Consider the following 20,854-nt stretch of genomic DNA (forward strand, 5'->3'; position numbering starts at 1 on the left):
AGCGTCGCCCCCCGTGAGGGAGCGAGAACTACAATGGAAAGCTGGAAGCCCCATCCAAAAGGGTGGGGAGGATGTCACACATCTTGCCAATTTAGACAATAAAATGGTATTTTTTGAACTGAAAGAATAGGGTGAATATAATGAATATAGATGAACTTAGAGCTCAATTTCCGGTTACAAAGCATTATACATACCTAAACCATGCAGCTGTAGCACCCCTCCCACAAAGCGTAATTAACGCAGTTTATGAGGTAACTCAAGAGAAAGGCGACAGTGGAGGTCTCCACTGGATGGATTGGGAGGAAGAAGCGGAAAAAACCCGAAATGCAATTGCAGGACTTATTAATGCAACGCCAGAAGAAATTGCCTTCGTCCCGAATACCTCCGAAGGCTTATCCATTATTGCAAATGGATTAAAGTGGAATAAAAACGATAATATCGTGACAAATGACTTAGAATTCCCTTCTGTTGCGTTTCCTTGGCAAATCCAAGCAAAAAAACATGGACTTGAATTAAGGATTGTCCGTAATCGGAATGAAGCTCTATTTTTGGAGGATTTTGAAGACAAAATCGATAGAAATACAAAAGTAGTTGCAATTAGCCACGTACAATTTAGCAACGGATTCAAAATAGATTTGAAGCGCCTATCCCACCTGGCTCACGAGAATAATGCATATATAATAATAGATGGCGTTCAGGGTGTTGGTCAAATACCTGTAGATGTGAAGCAAATAGACGTTGATTTCTACACCAGCAGTGGATACAAGTGGCTTTTATCACCAGTTGCTACAGGGTTTCTGTTTTTAAAGCGAGAATTGCTTGAAGAAATTGATCCAACCTTTGTAGGTTATCGTAGTGATGAGTTGGAACATGAGTTTCATTTTCGAGAAATAAGTCCCTCAAAGAGTGCTCGCCGATTTGAGCATGGTCAATTAAATTTCCCAGGAATAGCTGGAATGCGAGTGGCAATAGCATTGCTTGAAAAAATAGGTATTCATAATATTGAAAACCGAATTCGCGTTTTGATGGATTATCTTTTAGCAGGTATAGAAGAAATAAGAGAGTTAAAAGTAATTTCTTCCCTTACGCCAGAACACAGAAGCGGTATTATCAAAGTGAAGATAGAAAATTCAGATATCGATCCAGAGGAAATAATAACAAAACTTCAAGAACAACATATCATAATTTCCTCGCGTGCAGGAGGACTGCGAATTTCTTGTAACTTTTATAATACTGAAGAAGAAATCAAAAGATTACTAGATGCATTATCCTTGCTCACTCAAAGTTGATGCAAATCGGTCAGTATGCCAATCGGATTTTCGTGAGTGAGCCTTTTTATCCTTTTTGTAGTATCCCTCAATTGTATCTCCTTTCAAACGCATTAACCGTTTTAGTATATTAATTACGGATCTGACCTCAAAAGTATTTGCTGGAAAGCCTACTTGGTTGGAGATATATTTCCAAAGTTCTTCTTCTGATACTGCTATATTTTCGCCTACTGAGGAGTTTTCAATTATTTGAACAAATCGCGTAAGACGTTCAAATTTATCTAAGGTTTTCAATATCCTTTCGCCTTTCCCTGTAAGCTGATAATAGAGGACAAAAAAAGCTTCCGGTAAAGGGTTTGGTCCTGCCTTTACTATGACGCCACGTCTAGAAAGTTCTGAGAGGCGAGCTTGAACGCTTTTTTCGGCTAAACCAGTTATGTCGGCGATTTCTTCGGATGTCAGTTTGAATCTTTCTGGATTTCCTTTATTAAGGGCTTTTATAATTTCCGAATAGTATGTAGGTAGTTTTTCTAATTCCGCTGCTGTTGTGATCTCTCTAATTTTGTATCTTATTCTTTCAGTTTGTACTATTCCTGCTTCTTTCAGTTGTCGTAACAATATAGATGCAAATGTACGTGAAACATCTAAGATTTTTTGCAACTGTTTGTTAGTTTTTGGTTCTTGAAGAGCTTTAATGCACTGTATTTTACCATTGACTTCCGAAATTTTTAATTTACCTAAAAAATCTACTGCTAAAACGCCTACTGGTGTCGGTACACATGAATCGCCTGTTATTTCGACCAAATCTCGTCCTTGAAGTCTTAAAAGATATCTTGACAAAAATTTGCTTCGGTATCGAGGAGCGTAATCTACAGTTTTCATAATGGTATCGATATCCGTGGATCCATGTTTGTAGAGTCGATATAACACCTTTGCGCAAATATTATTTCCCAGAGCTCGTATTGCTTCTTCAGCAGAGATCAGGAAAAGACCTCCTTTAAATCAAACCTGAATAAGACCAAAAGTGCAAAGTCTCTCGCATTTAGAAAAACTTTTTGCGTTATTCGTTTTTAATCTCACGATATTCGTTATATATCGCCTTGCAATAATATATGTTCATACTTTTATATCGATTTCCGTTAATGCATGATATTCTGACGATTCGTATAAATACAAGATGTAGAACACCACGAATGAAGTATAATATAATATTTCCGAGGACATCAAATGCTTGATGACATTAATCAGAAAATTATTGAACAATTACAAAAAGATGCTCGGCAAAAAAATACTGCCATAGCAGAAAAAATCGGTGTTGCGGAATCAACCGTAAGAAAAAGAATCAAGGAAATGATACAGAATGGAATCATTTCGAGTTTTTCTGTGCAGTTGGATCCTGTTGCTATGGGTTATACAGTCGCTATTGTCGGAATCGATACAGATTCTGCCAAGCTACTCAAAGTTGCAGAAAAGTTAACAGCATTTAAAGAAATACGCTCCGTACAACTTAGTACAGGAGATCATCATATAATATGCGAAATTTGGGCAAAAGAAAAAAAATTATCTGAATATCTTGAAGAAATAAGCACTCTTAAAGGAGTAGAGAGAGTGTGTCCCGCAATCGTTATGGAACGATTGAAACCATAACTTATGGGCTCATAGAGATGTTAAAGGTTGTAGAAATTAATAGATACCCTTGCAAATTTCATTAAAGACTTTTTTCAAGCACGATAATCGAGAGACTTCATCTTTCAAGTGAGAGGTAATTTCGTTAATAATCTTGTAATCATTTGTGAAATTAAGTTCCGAATATTGAACATTATAAAGTAATAATCCCCAGGCAGGTGCTGGAGGGATTCCCTTTTTAGGACTACTACTCGGATCTAGAAGTTTTTTGAATTCATTCAAGGTCATTAAACTTCTACCAACTAAGGTTAATACAGTAACAATCTTGCGTATCTGTTGCCAAAGGAAACTCTTTCCTATGAACTCAAAATGAAGAACCTCATTTACCTTTTTGAATTTTAGTAGAGTTAATTCTCTTATCGGATTAACATGGTGATTGACTTTTGAAAGGTTTTTAAAATTATGAGTACCGATTAGGTAGTCTGCTGCATTTCTCATTTCTTCTAAATTTAGAGCCTCCTCATAAGGCAAGAAATACATGTAATGCTTAGAAAGTGCATCAAATCTAGGATTAAACTCCTCTGGGACATGTGCAATCGCCCAACAGCGTATATCTTCAGGTAAATGTGCATTCAATTGGCCTAATATTGTTTGTCTAGAAGTCGAAAAGGCAATTAGCTGCCCTAAAGCATGAACTCCTCTGTCAGTTCTCCCAGCAGCCCCATACCGAAATGTTCGGGAGTCATCAATAAGTTCCGTCTCTTGAAATGCATTAAAAAGGCAGCCTTCAATTGTTTTGAACTTCGTCGTCTGCCGCTGAAATCCGAAGTAATTCGTACCAATATAAAAGACCCTAAGTGCATAGCGAGCCACTAAGAAACACCAAGCGAGGCAATTCAATCAAGTCGAATTTGAAGACTAATCTCTCGACTTTTTTCGGGAACTTCTTTTAATTCCTTAACAACTCCCATAACTACTGCTTTGAACAAATCTTGAACAAACCCTTTCATCACAATGGTCTTTCCATCTATTGCCAAGTCCACTTTGGTGAACATTGTTATACATTGTCTAACGTCTGCCTCACCTGCACGGACAGCTTCAGCAAAATCTGCACAAGTATTATAACCACAAGATTTACAGTCTATGCCTGGTAACTGATTGACAAAAATAGTCTGTGCACGGGATTCAAGAAGATTTACTAATTTTTCACTTTCATTTATCTTAACTACTGGGGCATCAAGATCTAATTTCTTGAGTTCCTCCGGCTTTTCAACTATCCTTCCAGATATGGCGACAGTGTTACTTAGATTAATACTTTCTAAATCTTCAGCAACGTCAGCAACTATAATTTTCGGATACTCCGAATGGCGGAATCCCTCAACTATAACATAATCTAAATTCTTTGGAAGTTTGTCTAATATGGTTTCTGGAATTATAGGAAGTTCTGATGAATTCCAAATAGTAAGTAGCTCAGAATCGGTTATTACACCCGTAGCAGTTGCCCCAGCTTTAATATGTTTCCAAGTATCTTTTTTTGGGGTATCAAAGGTACCATGTATATGTTTAACTGTTCCAATACGAAAGCCCTTTTCTGTTATTTTTTTAACCAATCCTTCTACTACAGTTGTTTTACCGACGTTTCTCTTTGGACCGACAACACAGACTACATATGTGAACATTTAATCTCACCTAGAGTACATAATCAAATAATGCATGATATCTATTGACGTTATGGATTAAAGGTTTTTGATGATGTCATCCTTGTCCATAACGGTATGGCAGTAATGGCAGCGTATGCGAAGTGGTTCCTTGCTTCTAAGTATAAAATGTGGTTCCACGGGTTCCTTCGGAATAGCTGCGGTGACACAGTTGGGATTAATACAACGTGGATAACCTTTAACGGTCGTAGGAAGTTTCACTCTATTTTTTTCTACAACTTTAAAGTCTCGGATGATGTTAATTGTTGCATTAGGAGCGATTAACGCAATAATATCAACTTCCTGTGGCTCTAATTCACGATCTTCAATTTTTACAATGTCTTTTCGACCAGCTTTTCCACTTGGTACATTTATAGCAATTGATATGGTGTTACCCTCTCCTCCGGATATCCCTAAAATCTTTAGAACAGTTAAGGCATTTCCAGCTCGGATATGATCTATTACAGTTCCATTGCGTATTTTTCTAACTCTTAATTCGTCTTCTATGGAAAGTCCCCCAAGTTATCAGTTTCTATAAACTGATTAATGTTCGAATTAATTCTTTAAAATGTTTTACTAATTCAGAGTTTTTTTCTAATGATTTGATTGCTCTTAACTTAATCGGCGGGAAGTCCCATCCGTCAGGGTGGGGTAGTTCACGCATCTCTTTTTCAAATTAAAAATATATAGCAGATTACGAAGAATATGAATTTGAAAATCTAGGAAATTAAAAATAAAAAGATTAAACTATCAGAATAATAACAAAGATCATTTGGAATCACATATTTTTGAAGAGGCGAAAAGATATGGATTTTTCAGGGCGCAATATTATGTCCATTCAGGACTTTTCACGAGACGAACTTGAACATATTTTCAAAATAGCAAGTGATATGGAAAAGTTTGTCAAAACAGGAAGTGATATGCTCAAAAACAAAATTCTAGCAAATCTTTTTTTTGAACCATCAACTAGAACTAGGTTGTCGTTCGTTTCTGCGATGTATCGCCTTGGTGGAAAGGTATTAGGCTTTGATGACCCGAAGATGAGTTCAAGGGCGAAAGGAGAAACCCTTGTTGACACCATCCGTGTCATCGAATCTTATGCAGATGCAATCGTGATCAGGCATACTATTGAAGGTAGCGTGACGCTGGCAGCTGAATATTCAAACGTACCGATCATCAATGCCGGTTCTGGAACACTTGGTCATCCCACACAAGCTATGCTGGATCTATTTGCGATTCTCAGGGAAAAAAATACGATTGATGGACTTACGGTTGGTATATTGGGGGATTTAAAATACGGAAGAACCGTGAAATCACTTGCGTATGGTTTAGCAAATTATGATGTGCAATTGGTATTTGTAGCACCAGAACAGCTGAGAATGCGCCGAGATGTCTTAGAAGATTTAAGCGAAGAAGGAAAATCCATTCGGGAGGTATCAGATCTCGACGAGGTAATATCAGATCTTGATGTATTATATGTAACACGAATACAAGAAGAGAGATTCCCAGATCCTTCAGAATACGAAAAGGTTAAAGGTTATTTCCGCATAAATCGACGTACCTTAAAATCTGCAAAAGACGATCTAATCGTACTCCACCCACTGCCACGAGTAGGCGAAATCTCAACAGATGTTGACTCAACAAAACATGCAAGATACTTTAAACAAAGTTCTTACGGTTTATTGGTTAGAATGGCACTACTCTCATTAATTTTATCCTAATAATGTTTCTTTTCCAACTGGTACGCGCTTTTTTTTGTTAGAAGAAGAAAATGAGAAAAATTATAGAAAACAGATAGAGCACTACGAAAATGATCGGAAAAGTCGTTTTAGCAGTATGAGCCGCTCTCGCAACTCCTTCTAAAAGATTTTCAAACCCTCTGTCGCCAATTACCTTTACATTTTCTAAATTCCCTATAATGACTCCTACTTCGACTTCTTCTATATTCTTGCTCGCTTGCGAAATGCCCTCCTGAACATATGAGATAATTTTTTGATGATCAGTTACTTCTCCAATAGGATGATAGCCACTCCTACTTGGACCTAATGCATTCACAGTGTGTGTATCCGATGTCATTACCTCTATTTCGTCCACTTCTTGTATGTTTTGAATGATTTTTTCTCTGAGATCAGTTATCATATTATTACTATCGAAAAGAACATAAGCGGTCCTTTGTCCAGCGACTTCTACAAGCGATACTGCAATTCCACACTCTCCCATTCCTTCTTCTTTCTTAATGTCAGGATATAAACGATGAGTTCCTATTTTCAGTTCAGAACTCTTTTTTTCTTGTATTTCTTCTATTGCTTTTTCTCCGTCTATCAGTAATTGACTGGCAAGTTTGGATCCTGGGACAATAAAGGGAGAATCTTCACCCAAGCAATTATGGCCATCAATTACAGTTATCTCTGTTCCGAAGCGACTTTTTATAGCATCAATTAAAGATAAACTAACTTCAAGCGAAATGTCCTCCATTGTTTTAGGAGACCTTGTTGCTATCAAAATAATTTTCTCATTGAATTTCTGGCAGCCTATCTGGAATTCTTCACCTATTATTCTTACAAATGGGGTCGCTGACGATTCGAACGAAATAGTTTTCGTGAGAAGATTCTGTATTTGTGATAGCGCTTTTTCATTTTCTCTTTGACTTACAAGGTTCAGCGCGTGCGTTGAAGGGCCATGAAATACTAACACTTCACAATTGAAGTGTTCTTTCAATTTTTTACATAAATAGAACGGTAAAATACTACTTCCAACATCTTTAAATGGGCCAGGATGGAAGGAAGGGATAATAAATATAGACTTTAGCTTTTTTTCTTGACGAAAGAGAAGTATATTGATTGGAAGACTTGTTACTTCCCCTATATCTTCAAGGAGTGCCTCTAAGTCATCACTTTTTCCTCCAAACCAATCCTTAATAAATGCACTAAAGAGGGTATCTCCTTGAACTCCAACAATCTCTTTTACAGAATTACTAACTTTCTTGAGGTAGAGATACATCCCAATCATTAAAGCAACTGAAATTATACAGAATGCCAAAAAAATGCGAATCGGATCATTTCCAAACTTCAGCCAAGTAAATGCTACCAGGCTAAGTATTGGATGAATAAACGTATGGAGTAGCGTATTACTTATAGTCTGTGGTGCGAGAAACGTAAATGCGAGGTATCTCAAAATGGCTACAGTTGCCATTCCAAGAATAGCCGATGTAAGAAGAATTCTGTCAGATTGGAAAACTGCCATGCTAAGCCTTCCAAAAAGGAGTATTATTCCTAAGAAGACGTTACTAATGACACCTGTCGCAATCAAACGACGATATGTTAAAACTTGGCGATACTCGCCGAGAAGTGAATATGAAACGATGCTAGAGGCAAGTATGGGGATAAGAAAAATTATTAACCCAAATACTAGTAAATTAGTTATTATAACTAAAAGAGAGGTAACAGGGAATTCTAATAAGATTAAACCATAGATAAAACTTGAGATAATGGCAATTATGGCTAACTTAATACTTGAGGGGACTGAGAAAAGCCCCTTGTACAACCCCACAACCCTTGATACATTCCTTGTATGATGTAACTGTCCTTCCATATTGCGAGCCTCGTCTTTTGTTTGAACTCATGTATATTAGTTAGTTGTCGTATTTTCTCCGTTGATTTTTGGCAAAAAGCATTTGGATCGATTAACTACAAACAAACTCAAAAGATATAGTATGAATTCAGTGAATTTCTTTAGTTGGAATACTTAAATAGTATCGTTGGAATACTTAAATAGTATTCCCTATGTCACAGCAAGTTCGGTCGTCGAAGCAGGAAGCCTCACTGCTTTAACGTGAGGTAGTTCACTATATTCAATAGTAAACGGTGAAAAAGTATGAGTGAAAAATATCTCTCTGTGTCCGATGGAGAGAACTGTCCTGTATGTAACAATCCAACTATGAAAGTTACCGCAAGAGAGATCGACGTCCCACATTTTGGGCAAACCTTACTATATTCGAGTCTATGTCGCAACTGCGGATTTCGACAAAGTTGGTCATATCCGCTTGAAGAAAGTTCACCTCATAGATACACGTTATATGTTTCGGATCCTTCTGATCTAACTTCACGGGTAATTAAGTCAAACACAGCATCGATAAAAATCCCAGAACTCGGTTTCAGCATGGAATCTAAAATGTCATCTGATCCATTCATTACAAATGTTGAAGGTGTACTTCAAAGGGTTAAAGCTGCTACGCAAACGTTAAATTCATGGGCTGATTCTAAAGAGGAAAAAGAAAAAATTGAGAAAGTGTTCCAAAAAATAGAGAAGGCAATAGCCGGCGAACTCCCCTTTCACCTAATTATAGAAGACCCACTTGGAATAAGTACTATCGAGGCTACAAATCCGAAAAAACTAAAAGTGGAAGAATTGAGATCATCAGAGGATGCCCAGTAAATTTTACGCTTAGTTGGCTGGAATTTAAATAGTTTCTTTTCCGATTTTTTAGTTTACGTCATTTAGTTTCAAGTTTTCTGTGAAGGATGTTTGTCAACTACTAACCCTAAAGGAAAGGTTGTCATTGCGCAAATATATAAAAATAATAGTGGTTTTTCAATATACTTGAATGGAATTCTCTGATAACCTTCGACAGTTTTTATTAAAGTGTATATCTTTGCGATTCTTTATCTGTTAACCTACTTATGTATCGCATTAAATCTAGAAAAAAAGAGGTCACTTTACATGGACGAAAGAGATGAATTTAACGAAGAACTTGATATTGACTTTAAGACTACAAAAGATTTACCTGTAGATAAGTTATTAATCGCTCAAGTAATAGGTCAAGAAAGAGGCGTTTCTGTCATTAGAAAAGCTGCAGCTAAGAAAAGAAACGTCCTTTTAATCGGTCCCCCCGGTACAGGAAAAAGCATGTTAGGAGCTGCAATGGCACAACTTATTCCAAAAGAACAACTTGAAGATATTCTAGCTATACCAAATAGAAAAGATCCAAATACTCCGAAGGTAGTCGTCGTGCCGGCGGGATCTGGAGAACAAATAGTGCATTACCACCTACAAAGAGCAAATAAGTCAAAAGGTCTCCGCAATTTTATCTCGATAATCCTCCCAGCAGTTATTATACTTCTAGCGTTCATGACTGGACAATGGCTTATGGGCATATTTGTGGCCCTGGTGGCATTTCTGATCATAAATCAGGTAAAGATAAGATCTGAGCAACTCGTTCCAAAGTTGCTTGTAGATAATAGCAGAAAAGAGTATGCCCCATTTCTCGAAGCAACAGGAGCACATTCGGGCGCAATGTTAGGTGACGTGAGGCACGACCCATTTCAAAGCGGGGGACTTGGAACCCCTGCGCATGAACGCGTTGAAGCAGGTTTGATCCATAAGGCTCATAAAGGAGTGCTCTTTATCGACGAAATTGCAACTCTCAAATTAAGAACTCAACACGACCTTTTAACGGCAATGCAAGAGAAAAAATTCCAAATAACGGGTCAGAGTGAATTGAGTAGTGGTGCTATGGTTCGAACAGAGCCAGTACCTTGTGATTTCATTCTAATAGCTGCAGGTAATTTAGATACCGTCCAGAAAATGCATCCCGCGCTGCGCTCAAGAATCCGTGGGTACGGATATGAAGTTTACATCAACGAGACGTTACCCGACACCTTAGAAAATCGGAGGGCATACGCGCAATTTGTCGCCCAAGAAGTAAGAAAAGATGGAAAGATCCCACACTTCACTAAAGAAGCAGTCATTGAGATCATTCGTGAAGGAAGAAGAAGAGCGGGAAGAAAGGGTCATCTAACGTTAATGTTAAGAGATCTTGGAGGTTTGATCAGGGCGGCTGGTGATCTTGCAAGTGAGCAAGGCGCCATACACGTTACCGCGGAGCATATCATTAATGCGAAAACAATGGCACGAAGTCTAGAACAACAAATTGGCGATAAATACATCGAACGGAAACGAGAATATGAAGTAATAAGAGTTCAAGGAGAGGTTGTTGGAAGAGTCAATGGGCTAGCGATCATTGGTGATCCGCGAATAGGTGCAAGTGGTATCGTATTGCCATTAGAAGCAGAAGTTGTCCCTGCTCTAAGCTCAGACGAAGGAAGAATTATTGCCACAGGCAAATTGGGAGATATTGCAAAAGAGGCTGTCCAGAACGTCAGTGCATTAATTAAAAAGCATTCTGACGATGTGTCTAAGTATGATATCCACATCCAATTCCTGCAAACCCACGAAGGCGTGGAGGGCGACAGCGCATCCATCTCCGTAGCAACCGCAGTCTTTTCCTCGATAAGAGGTATCCCTGTGGATCAATCAGTAGCCATGACAGGATCCCTCAGCGTACGTGGAGAAGTACTCCCTATTGGAGGCGTAACTCCGAAAATAGAAGCAGCATGTGAGGCTGGACTCAAAAAAGTTCTTATCCCTACTGCAAATAAGAAGGATGTCATTCTTGAGGCAAAATACAAGGATAAAATTGAAATTGTGACCGTTACACGAATTGAGGAAGTACTTCAACATGCTTTAATGTTCGATAGTGAGGAAGAAATGGATTTTTTAAAAGTAGTGGGCGGTACTAATGCAATCACTGATGAAAAGAAAAAGTTCTCAATTGACTTCAACCAGCCAGTTCCGTCGTAGTTCTGAGACGAGTCATTCGTCTCTTTACTTTTTAAAAAGACTTAAAAAGAGACATGCGTGATTAGATGCAAGAGCGAAAAAGAAAATAATTCGATTCAGGTGAAACTAATGGTTAAATTTCCGTCAATTATACGTGCGTACTGTCCTTTTTGTCGTCGTCACACCACACACGACGTCACAGAAGTGAAATCTAAGGCCAGAAGAACCCTTTCTAAAGGACAACGTCGAGCTGAACGACATAAAAAAGGATATGGAAACAAAGGTAAGTACTCAAAGAAAGCAATTACACAAGCGAAAATGGCTTCAAAAACATCAAAGAAAGTAGATTTACGCCTTAAATGTCAAGACTGCGAAAAAATGCATCCGAGGAGTTATCCTAGAACTAAGAAGTTTGAAATAGTAAAAATGGTTTAGAAATCTCGCTCTATAAAGAACTCTCAATTACTTTTTAATTTTTTAACTCACAGGTTTCCAGGTGATGCCTAATTCATCTGCATATTTGTAAGCTTTATCCATTTCTGCTGAAGTAGGTCTTCGATTAATACTACTATATTTTTTATTGCTTCCAACTAAGTGTGTTGGGCGATATTGCGCCATTATATTCACAAGTGACTTTGGGCAGTTTTCAGCAATCCATTCTAGAATTGGAAGTGTACAGCAATCGACATGGTTCGGCATTACTAGATGTCGGATTATTATTTCTCCATGATCTAGACCACCATAATCGTATGCCATCTTTAGATTTCTTGAAACGACCGCCCAATAATTAGGGACAATTGAAAATTCTTTAGCGCACTCATCAGAATAGTATTTTAGGTCAGGCAGCCACACGTCCATGATATCGAGCAGCTTCATCGTCTCCTCCGAGCAATAGAGATTTGAGTTCCACAACTGTGTTACGTTAATATCGCTGTATTGCAACGATTCGATAATTACATGAAGATTTGGAGTAGGCTCGCCCCCAACATAATTTATATTTCGTGCTCCTTCGCGTCTTAAGTTCCTTGATATTGATGCGAGTTTTTCAGGTGAGATCTCCACGCCGTTCTCTGGATAAACTTGTGATATATCATAATTCTGACAGAAGACACAACAAAAATTACAGCTGGTAAAGAAAATTGTCCCACTTGGTACAAGCGGTGCTTCTTCGCCATGATGTAAAAAAGCACTGCTAATACGTGCACGTTCATCCAACTTACACCAAGTTCCCTTTTCTCCTTCTCGCCTATTAACTCGGCATCGCCTTTCACAGAAGATGCATTCTTCAAGCATTCTTTGAGCAAGTTCTACTTTCAATTCCAAATAGGATACTTTGGGGTTGTCTAGCGAGTCATATTCAAGTTCTCCGCTGTCAATTCTCTGAATCATGTTTTTAAAACTCTTTCTGATCCGTTCATGTGCATTCCATAGTTTTGGTAAGTCTTCATTTAACTCAACTTTTGCATCAATTCTTTTTGTAATAAGATATTTAGCAGTTGTTTTTTCATTTATTATATCCCAATAACGCTTAAGCAATGTTTTTACAACTGAATCATCATCCCATACTTTTTTCGCATCAGGGCGTAAAAGTCTCCAAACCATCATTATCACCTTATATTTGAAAGGTCAACGAAAACATAAATTCGTTTAAAACAAGTACAATATAGCTTTTAAAGTTACAGATTATTTCATTAACAGAGGGACGAATCCTATTCTTTTTGACCCAAATACCAGTCTAGATATTCCTTCCTACTGCGTCTTTTTTCATCTTCTGTATCTTCGACCTGCGCAAACTTACGCAATTCAGCTCGCATCTTATCGAGTTCTTCCCGAGTGACTGCTAGCCCACAACGTTGGCATACCATCAATCTAACGTATCTATCATATTTCATCGTTCCAGCGCACTCAGGGCATACCGTCTCCTTCTTTTTCCTTGGTGATTTAGACATTTTTTGTATATACACTCCTTACTTCAACATTAAGTTGTACGTTTTTCATTTATTTGAATGATCCTTCGCGAAACTTTATTTAAATCTTGATATTAAGAACTTAGTAGGATTAAACTTTTTACACTGAATTCCTTTGGTGGCTTAGAATGGCGATTTCGAAAGCAGAACTCAGGAAAATGTTTACAAGAGATAACTATGAAGTCGAAATATTTCGGGAGAAGGAATTCACACGAAAACAATGCAATGTTTGTGGAAGTTTCTATTGGACACTAAATCCTGAAAAGAACTCATCATGTGGAGATACTCAATGCGTAGGGGGCTATCAGTTTATTGGAGATAGTCTAAATGGCGGTTGGGATTTCCATGAAGCAATCGCTCGCTGGAATGACTTTTTTGAGCGACATGGTCATGCAAAAATATCCGAATATCCTATAGTAGCTAGATGGAGAGATGATATTCCATTTACCATTGCTTCAATAGCCTGTTTTCAACCCTGGGTGGTTAATGGAACAGTAGATCCGCCAGCAAATCCACTCGTCATTCCACAACCCTGCTTAAGAACTATTGATATAGATAATATCGGACGTACTGGTCGTCATTTATCTTCTTTTATCATGGGAGGACAACACGCCTTTAATTCAGACCATCTTAAAGGATATTGGATGGATCGTTGTATAGAACTAAATTTCAAATTTTTGACAGAAGAAATGCGAATACCTCAAGAAGAACTCACATATAAAGAAGATGTGTGGGCAGGTGGAGGGAATTTCGGCCCCTGTTTGGAAGCGTTCTCAAAAGGACTTGAAATCGTTAATAATGTTTTCATGCAGTACCAATTTACAAATGGTGCTCATAAACAACTTGATATCCGCGTTATAGATGTCGGATGGGGACTTGAACGTCTTGCATTCTTCACACAAGGTTCCCCGACAATATATGAGGCTACATTTGGACCTGTGTTAGAGTTTGTGAAAAAAGAAGTGGGCATTTCCACAAATCAACGACTTCTAGGTAAATATGTGATACTTGCAGGGCTATTAGATGTTGATGAAGTCAAAAATATCGATTCGGTTAGAAAGCATATTGCTCATCAACTGGAAGTTGACCCCGTAGAATTGGAGCGAGAAATAGCACCGCTCGAAGCAGTCTATGCAATTGTCGATCATATGAGAACTTTAGTTTTTGCAGTTGCAGATGGCGCTATCCCCAGCAACATTGGTGGAGGTTATAACCTTCGTATGCTTCTTAGAAGGGCAATAACTTTCAATAGCCATTTTGATTTCAATTTAGATCTTATTGAGATGTGTCATAAACATATAGAATACCTACAGAAAACTTATCGGCGTGTAAAAACCGCATCAGAAATAATTGATGAACTCTTCAGTTTAGAAAAACAACGATACAATAAAACCATTGAAAGTGGACGTGCTTTAGTAAAACGTCATCTCAAAAAGAAGAAAAAAATCGATCGTAAGATTCTAACAGAGTGGTACACAGCTAATGGAATTCTTCCTGAAATAGTTTCTGAGGAAGCACAAAAATTAGGAACCACCGTGGAAATCCCCGCAGATTTCTTCAAGGAACTTAGTGAAAAAAAGATTATAGACAAACCCAAACTAATTGAAGAGGATCTTGAACAAAAAGTAAAAACTTTAGATGCCACAGATAGACTATATTACTCCGATGGTCCGTACAAAACTGAGTTTAATGCACGAATACTGAAGATTATAGACGGCAATCAATTGGTACTTGACAAGACTATGTTTTATCCTACCAGCGGAGGACAGTTGTTCGATACAGGAACCTTAGATAAGTTCAAAGTTATAGATGTATTAAACGTAGGGAAAGTGATAGTGCATAAAATTGATGATATCATCCCTCAAGAGTACAAAGGACGAACAATACAAGGGCGTATTAACTGGGGGCGTCGAATTGAACTTATGAGACATCATACTGCCACGCATATAATTAATGCGGCTGCAAGAACCCTTTTAGGATCTCATGTCTGGCAAGTGGGTGCTGAGAAGTCACCAGAAAGAGCAAGACTAGACATTTCACATTTTAAATCATTATCTGCCGATGAATTGAGAGAAATCGAGGCGAAGGCGAATTTTGCCGTTATGCAAAATAAACCGATTCATACAGAATGGAAATTAAGAAATGAAGCGGAACAAGAGTATGGCTTTACAATTTATCAAGGAGGGGCAGCAGGCGGAGGTAGGGAACTCAGGATTATCAAGATAGAAGACTGGGATGCTGAGGCCTGTGGAGGCCTTCACCTTAGTTTAACCGGCGAGGCTGGTGTAATCAAAATAATTAGTTCTGAACGAATCCAAGATGGAGTTGTCAGGCTAGAATTTACAGCAGGAGAAGCGGCAGTAAGATATATGCAACAAAGAGACCAACTACTTGAAAAAACCGCTCAAATCCTTCGAGTACCAATAGATCAAGTACCAAGAACTGCTATTAAGTTCTTTGAAGAATGGAAAGAACGAGGAAAACTTATTGAAAAATTGACAGACGAATTGATTCTTGAAAAGATACCCAAACTCATCGAAAACGCCATTATCATTAATGATATTTCATTAGTGTTGGCTGAAATTCCAGGAACGCGAGAAGAATTAATAAAAGTAAGTAAGAAGATTACTGACGAAAACCCATCAACTATAGCTATATTAGTGAATAAAAACCAGAAAGTTACTATAGTTGGGTCATCCGGAAATTCAATTCTGATCGATCTGATACCAATTATACAAGAAGCCTGCGTTATGGCCGGAGGAGGAGCTGGAGGAAATAAAAAGGAGCGATTAGTAATAGGCGGAGGTCCTGATACTTCAAAATTTGAAAAAATAATGGTTAAACTTAAAAAACTTGTTTTAGACGCTCTAGAAAATCTCTAGAAAACCTTCGTTAATAAAAACCTTCATTAAGGACAGTTTAGATCATTTATAAGAGTAGATTGAACCGATTCAATAACTAGAATGAAGTGAGAGCATTATGACTGTGATTGCGAAACACCTTCGTTGCGACGCACAAAAGATGTGTATACAGTGCAGCGATTATTTATGGAGCCCAGAAAAGAAAGGGGAACATGGAGCGATGAACATTTATTATTATTGCCCCTTTTGCAAAATGGATATACTATGCGAGAGAGGTGTCGGAATGCGCTTCACACATGATCGACAGGGGCAAATAGGCAAGATATATGTATGTGTAAAATGCGGAGGAAAACTAGTAGAGCGCATTTGGCCTTTTGGAAAGGATCTAGAATAGGATTTCCTATCTAGATAAATCTAATATCAAAGAATTGTATCAAACTACGCTTGAACTGTCTATTTTTTTTAATGAGTCTAAGAATGAACTAAAAAAAAATTTAATACACCTTAATCAATTAAGATACTCAAGAGCGCAGCATTTTAATGGTTGTTTAATAAAACGCGTCTGATCATATGCAAAGTTAGGGAGTAGTTAATCAATCAGAGTATAAATTGAGCATATATACATGATCGTGTTAATTTTCAATAAAAAACTATCGGAAGATTTACACCAAAACAAAAAATATATAAAGGACTTTGAATACGGGTTTATTGACGACCTCTCTTACACTTCACTTTTATGTGGATCGATTTTAGTATCCCCACTTCCTTTTTCTAAAATTTTTTATTCGTCAAAAAATTATTAGTATGATGTTTTTTTAACTAAAATAATAAAATATCTCATATTCTATAACTTAGCTAACAAGCACATTTTTGAAGCATTAAAAAGCATCCTTTTAAGATAAAAGCAAAAAGGCGATTAGCAATGACTGCAAAGAAGTACTGTGTCACTCTGAGGAACATAACGCTCAAGAAAATCGACTCGATGTTAAAAAAGATGGGTTTTGTTGAATATGAAGAAATTTCTCGTGATGCAAGGGCTGAATACCACTTCTATTGGAACGATAGACAATTGCATTTAAGGATTTTCTCGCTTTCTGAATCAGAAGAAATATTTGGGATCAGAGCTCATACAGAACCTTCAATAAAAACTAACCCTCAGTGGCACTTGGAACGCTTTCTGGAACAACAAGCGGGCGATTTACGAGAAAAATCGCATTATGGGGCGGGATGCAGAAAATTTAAGGCTATGTTGAAGCAGTATAGACGTTCTCATAAATAATATCTTAACTAAAAGGGAAATGGCGGGTCCGGCGAGATTTGAACTCGCGATCGCCCAGCAACATCGATATGATGGTTGCAATCAGGCTTAGGAGGCCTGTGCCCTATCCTGGCTAGGCCACGGACCCTTATTTTGAAGTTATGTTTTCAAGATTCTCCGCTAACAACTTAGAAAAATTATTGCATTTGTGGAGCACATAAAATCCTTTTCAAAATGGCGGGTCCGATGGGATTCGAACCCATGAGTCGACGCACTCCTCCGAATTGAGGGAGAGCATTTCCGGCTTCGAAGGCTTACGCCCTAGACACAATGTGTCAAGGTCGGCGCCTCATCCAGGCTAGGCCACGGACCCATTTTTAAGGACTTGTTAAGACTAGTAACTTATAGAGGAATCGTTGTCAGAAGTATAGTATATCTTGAGTTTTTAACTTTATCGGCAGAAACGCCTCTTCCGTACGCGAGAACTACTTACAGTTCATTCCTTACAAAATAAGAAGAAAAAAAGGATGTAAAGGAACCACATTTGTTTTGTTGAGTCACTAGACAACAGAAGACTGCATCAGGCGAGGAGAATAATAATCGCGTATCCGATTGCAATGAAGCCAAGAGGTACTGAGATCAAGGGAAATGTCAGAACCTTTGCAATAAACTCCAGCAACTCCTCAAGCCATTTGAACAGGAAGAACACAATCCCACCAAAGATTATAAAGACTATTGCAATGATCAGCCAGTTACTAGCTAAGGATACGCCTAATGAGACCATTATAAAGACCGCGACACCAGCAGCGATAAGCCCACCGACTAAACCTAGCAGAGCAGCCCATGGGACAACAGTCCATGGTTTCATAATGTTTGCAATACCGATTACTAATAATAAGGCAATTAATATAGTGTCTCCGAGCCATGATGGGGCTTGGCCTGCGGGAAACGCAGTATCAGGAGTTACCCAAACTACAACGCCAGTCACAACACACAAGATACCAATAAAGAAGCCAAGGGCAGCAAAGATTTTGACAAAAACAGCAAAAACCTCTCCTACTTTACCCATACGTTCAGCGATTTTTTCACTTAACCACGCAATAGCAAGAAGTCCTGCAACTATGAGAATAGCCGGTGCAAATTGAGCGAGAACTGTTACCATAATTCATCACCGATCGTTTTCATTCTTTTATTTTTTGATTCGAGAGACGAGAATTCTTCTTATAAGAAGAAACTGCACGGTGGTTAAAATATGTTTTGCCTTTATCAGAAACTTCGAGTATTCAGGTCTTTAATTAGTTGTTTGAACATAGATTTTCGAATTTGGTGAAAAACAGTTTTAAATTCGCGCGCAAATAAATCACCATATACTTTAACATGTTGAAAGCACTAAATTATACTTAACTTAAATTTCATAGTTAAGCGAGAGGAATCTGGCAATAGATAAGGTCAATGAATGAGTGTGTATTTCCTTGAACGAAGAAGCCCATGAAGAAGCCATTTCTTTGAAAATGAGTGTTGAAAAAACCGCGCTTAGCCCCGGAGAACTATTTAACGTCTTCTTTACTATAGAATCTCATATTTCCCACAGTTTTAAACGGTTTCAGCATCTGCCAAAGGTATTCAAACTTGCACAAGTTGAAGAATTTCCAAGAAAATTCAAAGAAGGGGATGAAACGCATCAGAAAGTCAGTTTCGTCGCACCGAGTGGTCAAGTTCCTAGTGATTTTGAACTCTTTTTTGAGTTTATATTTGAGAAAGAGGATACAAGTTTGCTTATTACTACTGTGCCTCTCCTGATAAGGATAATGAGGCCCGAAGAAATCCCCTCTGATCAATTAAGTATCATTGCAGACCATAAAATTGATATAAATGGCAATTTGACCACGTCATTGCAGGAATTTCCAAAAATGAACGGAACACATACTGTTCTATCCGAAGAAACTGAATTAGTAGAAATAGAAACCAGAATCGTGGCTGCTGAAGAAGTTGACGAACTATCTCCTCCTGAGATAGAGAGTTTTGATACGCTAATTGAAGAACAAGTGGGGACAAGCGAATTACTGTTGGAACCTGAAGAACAAGTGGAGACAAGTGAATTACTGTTGGAACCTGAAGATACACCAACAAACAATATTTTATCAGAAGATAAAACAGAAATGTTAACAGACAAGATTTCGGAATATACTCGAAAAATTGTCTCCCTAGAAGATCAACTTAAGAAGCAAACAAGAGACCTAAAGCTCAAAGAAGAAGATCTAAAAAATCGAGAAGAAGAAATAATGATCTTGAAAAATGAAAACACTCGTTTAGACGATGCTATCGGAAAATATCGTGCAAATATAAATGACCTTGAGAGAACTTTAGAGGACATTACCCCTCGTCTAAGTGAATTTGAAACCAAATTTTCAGAGCGTGGCAAAAAAATCAATCAACAAGAGGGAATTAACGCAAATTTGAGGACAGAACTTGATGAAAAGGATAAGGAATTAAAACAGCAAAAAGATGAAATTGAGAAACTATCAGAGCACAAATCAAAAACTGAAAAACAAATTGCTTTGTTAAAAACAAAAACTGAAGAATTAGAGTTACTTGCATCAGAACAAGCAGCAAAAGTAATAGCTCTCGAAGAGACTCGAAAAGAATTAAATGACCATCTCGATGAAAAAACGGAAGAAATCATGAAAATAAAGAACGAACGTGACCAACTTCAAGTAAAACAACGCGAACTAAAGCGTGTGATAACACAATTATCGCAGCAGATAGAAGATGAACTCAAACCGCATATTGAACAACTTCAAGAAGCACTTGTCGAGCGCGAATCGAAGATTAATCAACTCAAACGACGACTTAGTAGCGCCGATAACCAGTTGAATGAAAAAGACACCGTAATTGAACAACTAAATAAGGAACTCGGAATTCTAAAAGAACAATTTATTATAGAGCCCGAAGATAAGATAATCGAATACTATGGTCCTACTGAAGAGATGATTACTACCGAAGAGCCATACACACCTCCTAGAGAACCAGAAGTTGAAGAGCTAATTGATACGCCTGAATCTATAGCTCTTTCTGAGAACCTTCTTGCATCACCTGAAGAAGATGGGCTTATTGAAGAGAGTGCCGTCAGTGAAACAAAAGAAACTTCTAGAGAAAAAGAAATCGAAGAATTCATTGTAAAAGGGGGAGAATTCGGCACAGAAGAGATTGAACTGCCTATCATAGACGAAACCAAAGAATTTTATGAAGAAGAGATCGAAGAAAAAGAAATATTAATCCCGGATGCTCCGAAATGCAAGATTTGTGGGTCCACATCATGTCCTACCTGTGGATCCTCGTTATCATACTGCAAAGTTCGTTGCACTCATTGTAGCTCCATTATGCATCGACACTGTGCAGAAGGGATGAGATCCTCCGAAAATGATGTTTTTATAAGCTGTCCAACTTGTAATGAGAAAGTTGTTTTGTAAACATTAATAGAATATTTTCATTATTTAACAGAAGTCTAACCCCTCAAAAAGAGACATTTGCTTGAAAACAAGCTTATAGTGAACCTCAA

Annotated in this window: 18 protein-coding genes and 2 tRNA genes; 10 read left to right on the forward strand and 10 right to left on the reverse strand. The window is 37.8% G+C overall.

Annotation, left to right across the window (positions count from 1 at the left end):
• The first annotated feature begins 140 nt into the window (after nucleotides 1-140).
• Complete coding sequence (locus QVB70_RS14330) at nucleotides 141-1,289, forward strand: aminotransferase class V-fold PLP-dependent enzyme (RefSeq protein ID WP_287587605.1); 1,149 nt, start codon at nucleotides 141-143, stop codon at nucleotides 1,287-1,289.
• Here QVB70_RS14330 and QVB70_RS14335 read toward each other — a convergent pair.
• Nucleotides 1,266-2,150 carry a helix-turn-helix domain-containing protein gene (locus QVB70_RS14335; RefSeq protein ID WP_287587607.1) on the reverse strand — a complete coding sequence of 295 codons (885 nt, stop codon included), beginning with the start codon at nucleotides 2,148-2,150 and terminating at the stop codon, nucleotides 1,266-1,268. The two genes, QVB70_RS14330 and QVB70_RS14335, sit on opposite strands and share 24 nt — an antisense overlap.
• 345 nt (nucleotides 2,151-2,495) lie before the next feature.
• On the opposite strand from QVB70_RS14335, the gene QVB70_RS14340 reads away from it, so the two are divergent.
• Nucleotides 2,496-2,915, forward strand: a complete 420-nt coding sequence (locus tag QVB70_RS14340; RefSeq protein ID WP_287587610.1) for an Lrp/AsnC family transcriptional regulator — start codon at nucleotides 2,496-2,498, stop codon at nucleotides 2,913-2,915.
• Between the two features lie 36 nt (nucleotides 2,916-2,951).
• Here the strand turns inward: QVB70_RS14340 and truA are convergent, their stop codons facing one another.
• From truA to pyrI, 3 genes are read right to left on the reverse strand one after another with little or no spacing between them, the layout of a single operon-like run.
• Nucleotides 2,952-3,767, reverse strand: coding sequence for a tRNA pseudouridine(38-40) synthase TruA (truA, locus tag QVB70_RS14345; RefSeq protein ID WP_287587613.1), 816 nt, complete (start codon nucleotides 3,765-3,767; stop codon nucleotides 2,952-2,954).
• Between the two features lie 23 nt (nucleotides 3,768-3,790).
• Entirely contained in the window at nucleotides 3,791-4,573 is a 783-nt protein-coding gene (mobB, locus tag QVB70_RS14350; RefSeq protein WP_287587614.1) for a molybdopterin-guanine dinucleotide biosynthesis protein B, read from the reverse strand.
• A 57-nt stretch (nucleotides 4,574-4,630) separates the two neighbouring features.
• Nucleotides 4,631-5,098: an aspartate carbamoyltransferase regulatory subunit gene (gene pyrI / locus QVB70_RS18490; RefSeq protein ID WP_342766576.1), complete on the reverse strand. Its 468-nt coding sequence runs from the start codon at nucleotides 5,096-5,098 to the stop codon at nucleotides 4,631-4,633.
• Between the two features lie 299 nt (nucleotides 5,099-5,397).
• Between pyrI and pyrB the strand changes: the two genes are divergently transcribed.
• Nucleotides 5,398-6,312: an aspartate carbamoyltransferase gene (gene pyrB / locus QVB70_RS14360; protein WP_287587618.1), complete on the forward strand. Its 915-nt coding sequence runs from the start codon at nucleotides 5,398-5,400 to the stop codon at nucleotides 6,310-6,312.
• Nucleotides 6,313-6,349: 37 nt separating this feature from the next.
• Here the strand turns inward: pyrB and QVB70_RS14365 are convergent, their stop codons facing one another.
• The gene (locus tag QVB70_RS14365; protein ID WP_287587619.1) at nucleotides 6,350-8,182 is read right to left on the reverse strand and encodes a DUF2070 family protein; all 1,833 of its coding nucleotides are present in this window, start codon (nucleotides 8,180-8,182) and stop codon (nucleotides 6,350-6,352) included.
• 282 nt (nucleotides 8,183-8,464) lie between these two features.
• On the opposite strand from QVB70_RS14365, the gene QVB70_RS14370 reads away from it, so the two are divergent.
• The 3 genes from QVB70_RS14370 to QVB70_RS14380 all read left to right on the forward strand — a co-directional run bounded on the left by QVB70_RS14370 (nucleotide 8,465) and on the right by QVB70_RS14380 (nucleotide 11,644).
• Nucleotides 8,465-9,025, forward strand: a complete 561-nt coding sequence (locus QVB70_RS14370; RefSeq protein ID WP_287587620.1) for a ZPR1 zinc finger domain-containing protein — start codon at nucleotides 8,465-8,467, stop codon at nucleotides 9,023-9,025.
• Nucleotides 9,026-9,310: 285 nt separating this feature from the next.
• On the forward strand, nucleotides 9,311-11,230 hold the full coding sequence (lonB, locus tag QVB70_RS14375) for an ATP-dependent protease LonB (RefSeq protein ID WP_287587622.1): 1,920 nt from the start codon (nucleotides 9,311-9,313) through the stop codon (nucleotides 11,228-11,230).
• A 108-nt stretch (nucleotides 11,231-11,338) separates the two neighbouring features.
• Nucleotides 11,339-11,644 carry a 50S ribosomal protein L44e gene (locus tag QVB70_RS14380; RefSeq protein WP_287587623.1) on the forward strand — a complete coding sequence of 102 codons (306 nt, stop codon included), beginning with the start codon at nucleotides 11,339-11,341 and terminating at the stop codon, nucleotides 11,642-11,644.
• Between the two features lie 42 nt (nucleotides 11,645-11,686).
• Here QVB70_RS14380 and QVB70_RS14385 read toward each other — a convergent pair whose 3' ends face one another.
• The gene (locus tag QVB70_RS14385; protein WP_287587626.1) at nucleotides 11,687-12,811 is read right to left on the reverse strand and encodes a radical SAM protein; all 1,125 of its coding nucleotides are present in this window, start codon (nucleotides 12,809-12,811) and stop codon (nucleotides 11,687-11,689) included.
• 107 nt (nucleotides 12,812-12,918) lie between these two features.
• On the reverse strand, nucleotides 12,919-13,158 hold the full coding sequence (locus QVB70_RS14390) for a hypothetical protein (protein WP_287587629.1): 240 nt from the start codon (nucleotides 13,156-13,158) through the stop codon (nucleotides 12,919-12,921).
• Between the two features lie 146 nt (nucleotides 13,159-13,304).
• On the opposite strand from QVB70_RS14390, the gene alaS reads away from it, so the two are divergent.
• The 3 genes from alaS to QVB70_RS14405 all read left to right on the forward strand — a co-directional run bounded on the left by alaS (nucleotide 13,305) and on the right by QVB70_RS14405 (nucleotide 17,316).
• Nucleotides 13,305-16,058 (forward strand): alanine--tRNA ligase, encoded by a 2,754-nt coding sequence (alaS, locus tag QVB70_RS14395; protein WP_287587631.1) that lies wholly within the window; start codon nucleotides 13,305-13,307, stop codon nucleotides 16,056-16,058.
• Between the two features lie 97 nt (nucleotides 16,059-16,155).
• The gene (locus QVB70_RS14400) at nucleotides 16,156-16,431 is read left to right on the forward strand and encodes a hypothetical protein (RefSeq protein WP_287587632.1); all 276 of its coding nucleotides are present in this window, start codon (nucleotides 16,156-16,158) and stop codon (nucleotides 16,429-16,431) included.
• 528 nt (nucleotides 16,432-16,959) lie between these two features.
• Entirely contained in the window at nucleotides 16,960-17,316 is a 357-nt protein-coding gene (locus QVB70_RS14405; protein ID WP_287587633.1) for a hypothetical protein, read from the forward strand.
• 20 nt (nucleotides 17,317-17,336) lie between these two features.
• Here the strand turns inward: QVB70_RS14405 and QVB70_RS14410 are convergent.
• The 3 genes from QVB70_RS14410 to QVB70_RS14420 all read right to left on the reverse strand — a co-directional run bounded on the left by QVB70_RS14410 (nucleotide 17,337) and on the right by QVB70_RS14420 (nucleotide 18,457).
• A tRNA-Arg gene (locus QVB70_RS14410) sits at nucleotides 17,337-17,443 on the reverse strand.
• An 87-nt stretch (nucleotides 17,444-17,530) separates the two neighbouring features.
• Nucleotides 17,531-17,668, reverse strand: a tRNA-Arg gene (locus QVB70_RS14415).
• 207 nt (nucleotides 17,669-17,875) lie between these two features.
• Complete coding sequence (locus tag QVB70_RS14420; protein WP_287587636.1) at nucleotides 17,876-18,457, reverse strand: hypothetical protein; 582 nt, start codon at nucleotides 18,455-18,457, stop codon at nucleotides 17,876-17,878.
• A 310-nt stretch (nucleotides 18,458-18,767) separates the two neighbouring features.
• Between QVB70_RS14420 and QVB70_RS14425 the strand changes: the two genes are divergently transcribed.
• Nucleotides 18,768-20,765, forward strand: a complete 1,998-nt coding sequence (locus QVB70_RS14425) for a hypothetical protein (protein ID WP_287587637.1) — start codon at nucleotides 18,768-18,770, stop codon at nucleotides 20,763-20,765.
• Nucleotides 20,766-20,854: the final 89 nt, after the last annotated feature.

Origin of the sequence: Candidatus Borrarchaeum sp. (genome assembly GCF_019058535.1) — an archaeon.
Classification (GTDB): Archaea; Asgardarchaeota; Sifarchaeia; order Borrarchaeales; family Borrarchaeaceae; genus Borrarchaeum; species Borrarchaeum weybense.

What these genes read in the sequence shown, in the direction of transcription:
- QVB70_RS14330 (WP_287587605.1), top strand. Translation starts at nt 141, where the DNA reads ATGAATATAGATGAACTTAGAGCTCAATTTCCGGTTACAAAGCATTAT.
- QVB70_RS14335 (WP_287587607.1), bottom strand. Translation starts at nt 2,150, where the DNA reads ATGAAAACTGTAGATTACGCTCCTCGATACCGAAGCAAATTTTTGTCA.
- QVB70_RS14340 (WP_287587610.1), top strand. Translation starts at nt 2,496, where the DNA reads ATGCTTGATGACATTAATCAGAAAATTATTGAACAATTACAAAAAGAT.
- mobB (WP_287587614.1), bottom strand. Translation starts at nt 4,573, where the DNA reads ATGTTCACATATGTAGTCTGTGTTGTCGGTCCAAAGAGAAACGTCGGT.
- pyrB (WP_287587618.1), top strand. Translation starts at nt 5,398, where the DNA reads ATGGATTTTTCAGGGCGCAATATTATGTCCATTCAGGACTTTTCACGA.
- QVB70_RS14365 (WP_287587619.1), bottom strand. Translation starts at nt 8,182, where the DNA reads ATGGAAGGACAGTTACATCATACAAGGAATGTATCAAGGGTTGTGGGG.
- QVB70_RS14370 (WP_287587620.1), top strand. Translation starts at nt 8,465, where the DNA reads ATGAGTGAAAAATATCTCTCTGTGTCCGATGGAGAGAACTGTCCTGTA.
- lonB (WP_287587622.1), top strand. Translation starts at nt 9,311, where the DNA reads ATGGACGAAAGAGATGAATTTAACGAAGAACTTGATATTGACTTTAAG.
- QVB70_RS14380 (WP_287587623.1), top strand. Translation starts at nt 11,339, where the DNA reads ATGGTTAAATTTCCGTCAATTATACGTGCGTACTGTCCTTTTTGTCGT.
- QVB70_RS14385 (WP_287587626.1), bottom strand. Translation starts at nt 12,811, where the DNA reads ATGGTTTGGAGACTTTTACGCCCTGATGCGAAAAAAGTATGGGATGAT.
- QVB70_RS14390 (WP_287587629.1), bottom strand. Translation starts at nt 13,158, where the DNA reads ATGTCTAAATCACCAAGGAAAAAGAAGGAGACGGTATGCCCTGAGTGC.
- alaS (WP_287587631.1), top strand. Translation starts at nt 13,305, where the DNA reads ATGGCGATTTCGAAAGCAGAACTCAGGAAAATGTTTACAAGAGATAAC.
- QVB70_RS14400 (WP_287587632.1), top strand. Translation starts at nt 16,156, where the DNA reads ATGACTGTGATTGCGAAACACCTTCGTTGCGACGCACAAAAGATGTGT.
- QVB70_RS14405 (WP_287587633.1), top strand. Translation starts at nt 16,960, where the DNA reads ATGACTGCAAAGAAGTACTGTGTCACTCTGAGGAACATAACGCTCAAG.
- QVB70_RS14420 (WP_287587636.1), bottom strand. Translation starts at nt 18,457, where the DNA reads ATGGTAACAGTTCTCGCTCAATTTGCACCGGCTATTCTCATAGTTGCA.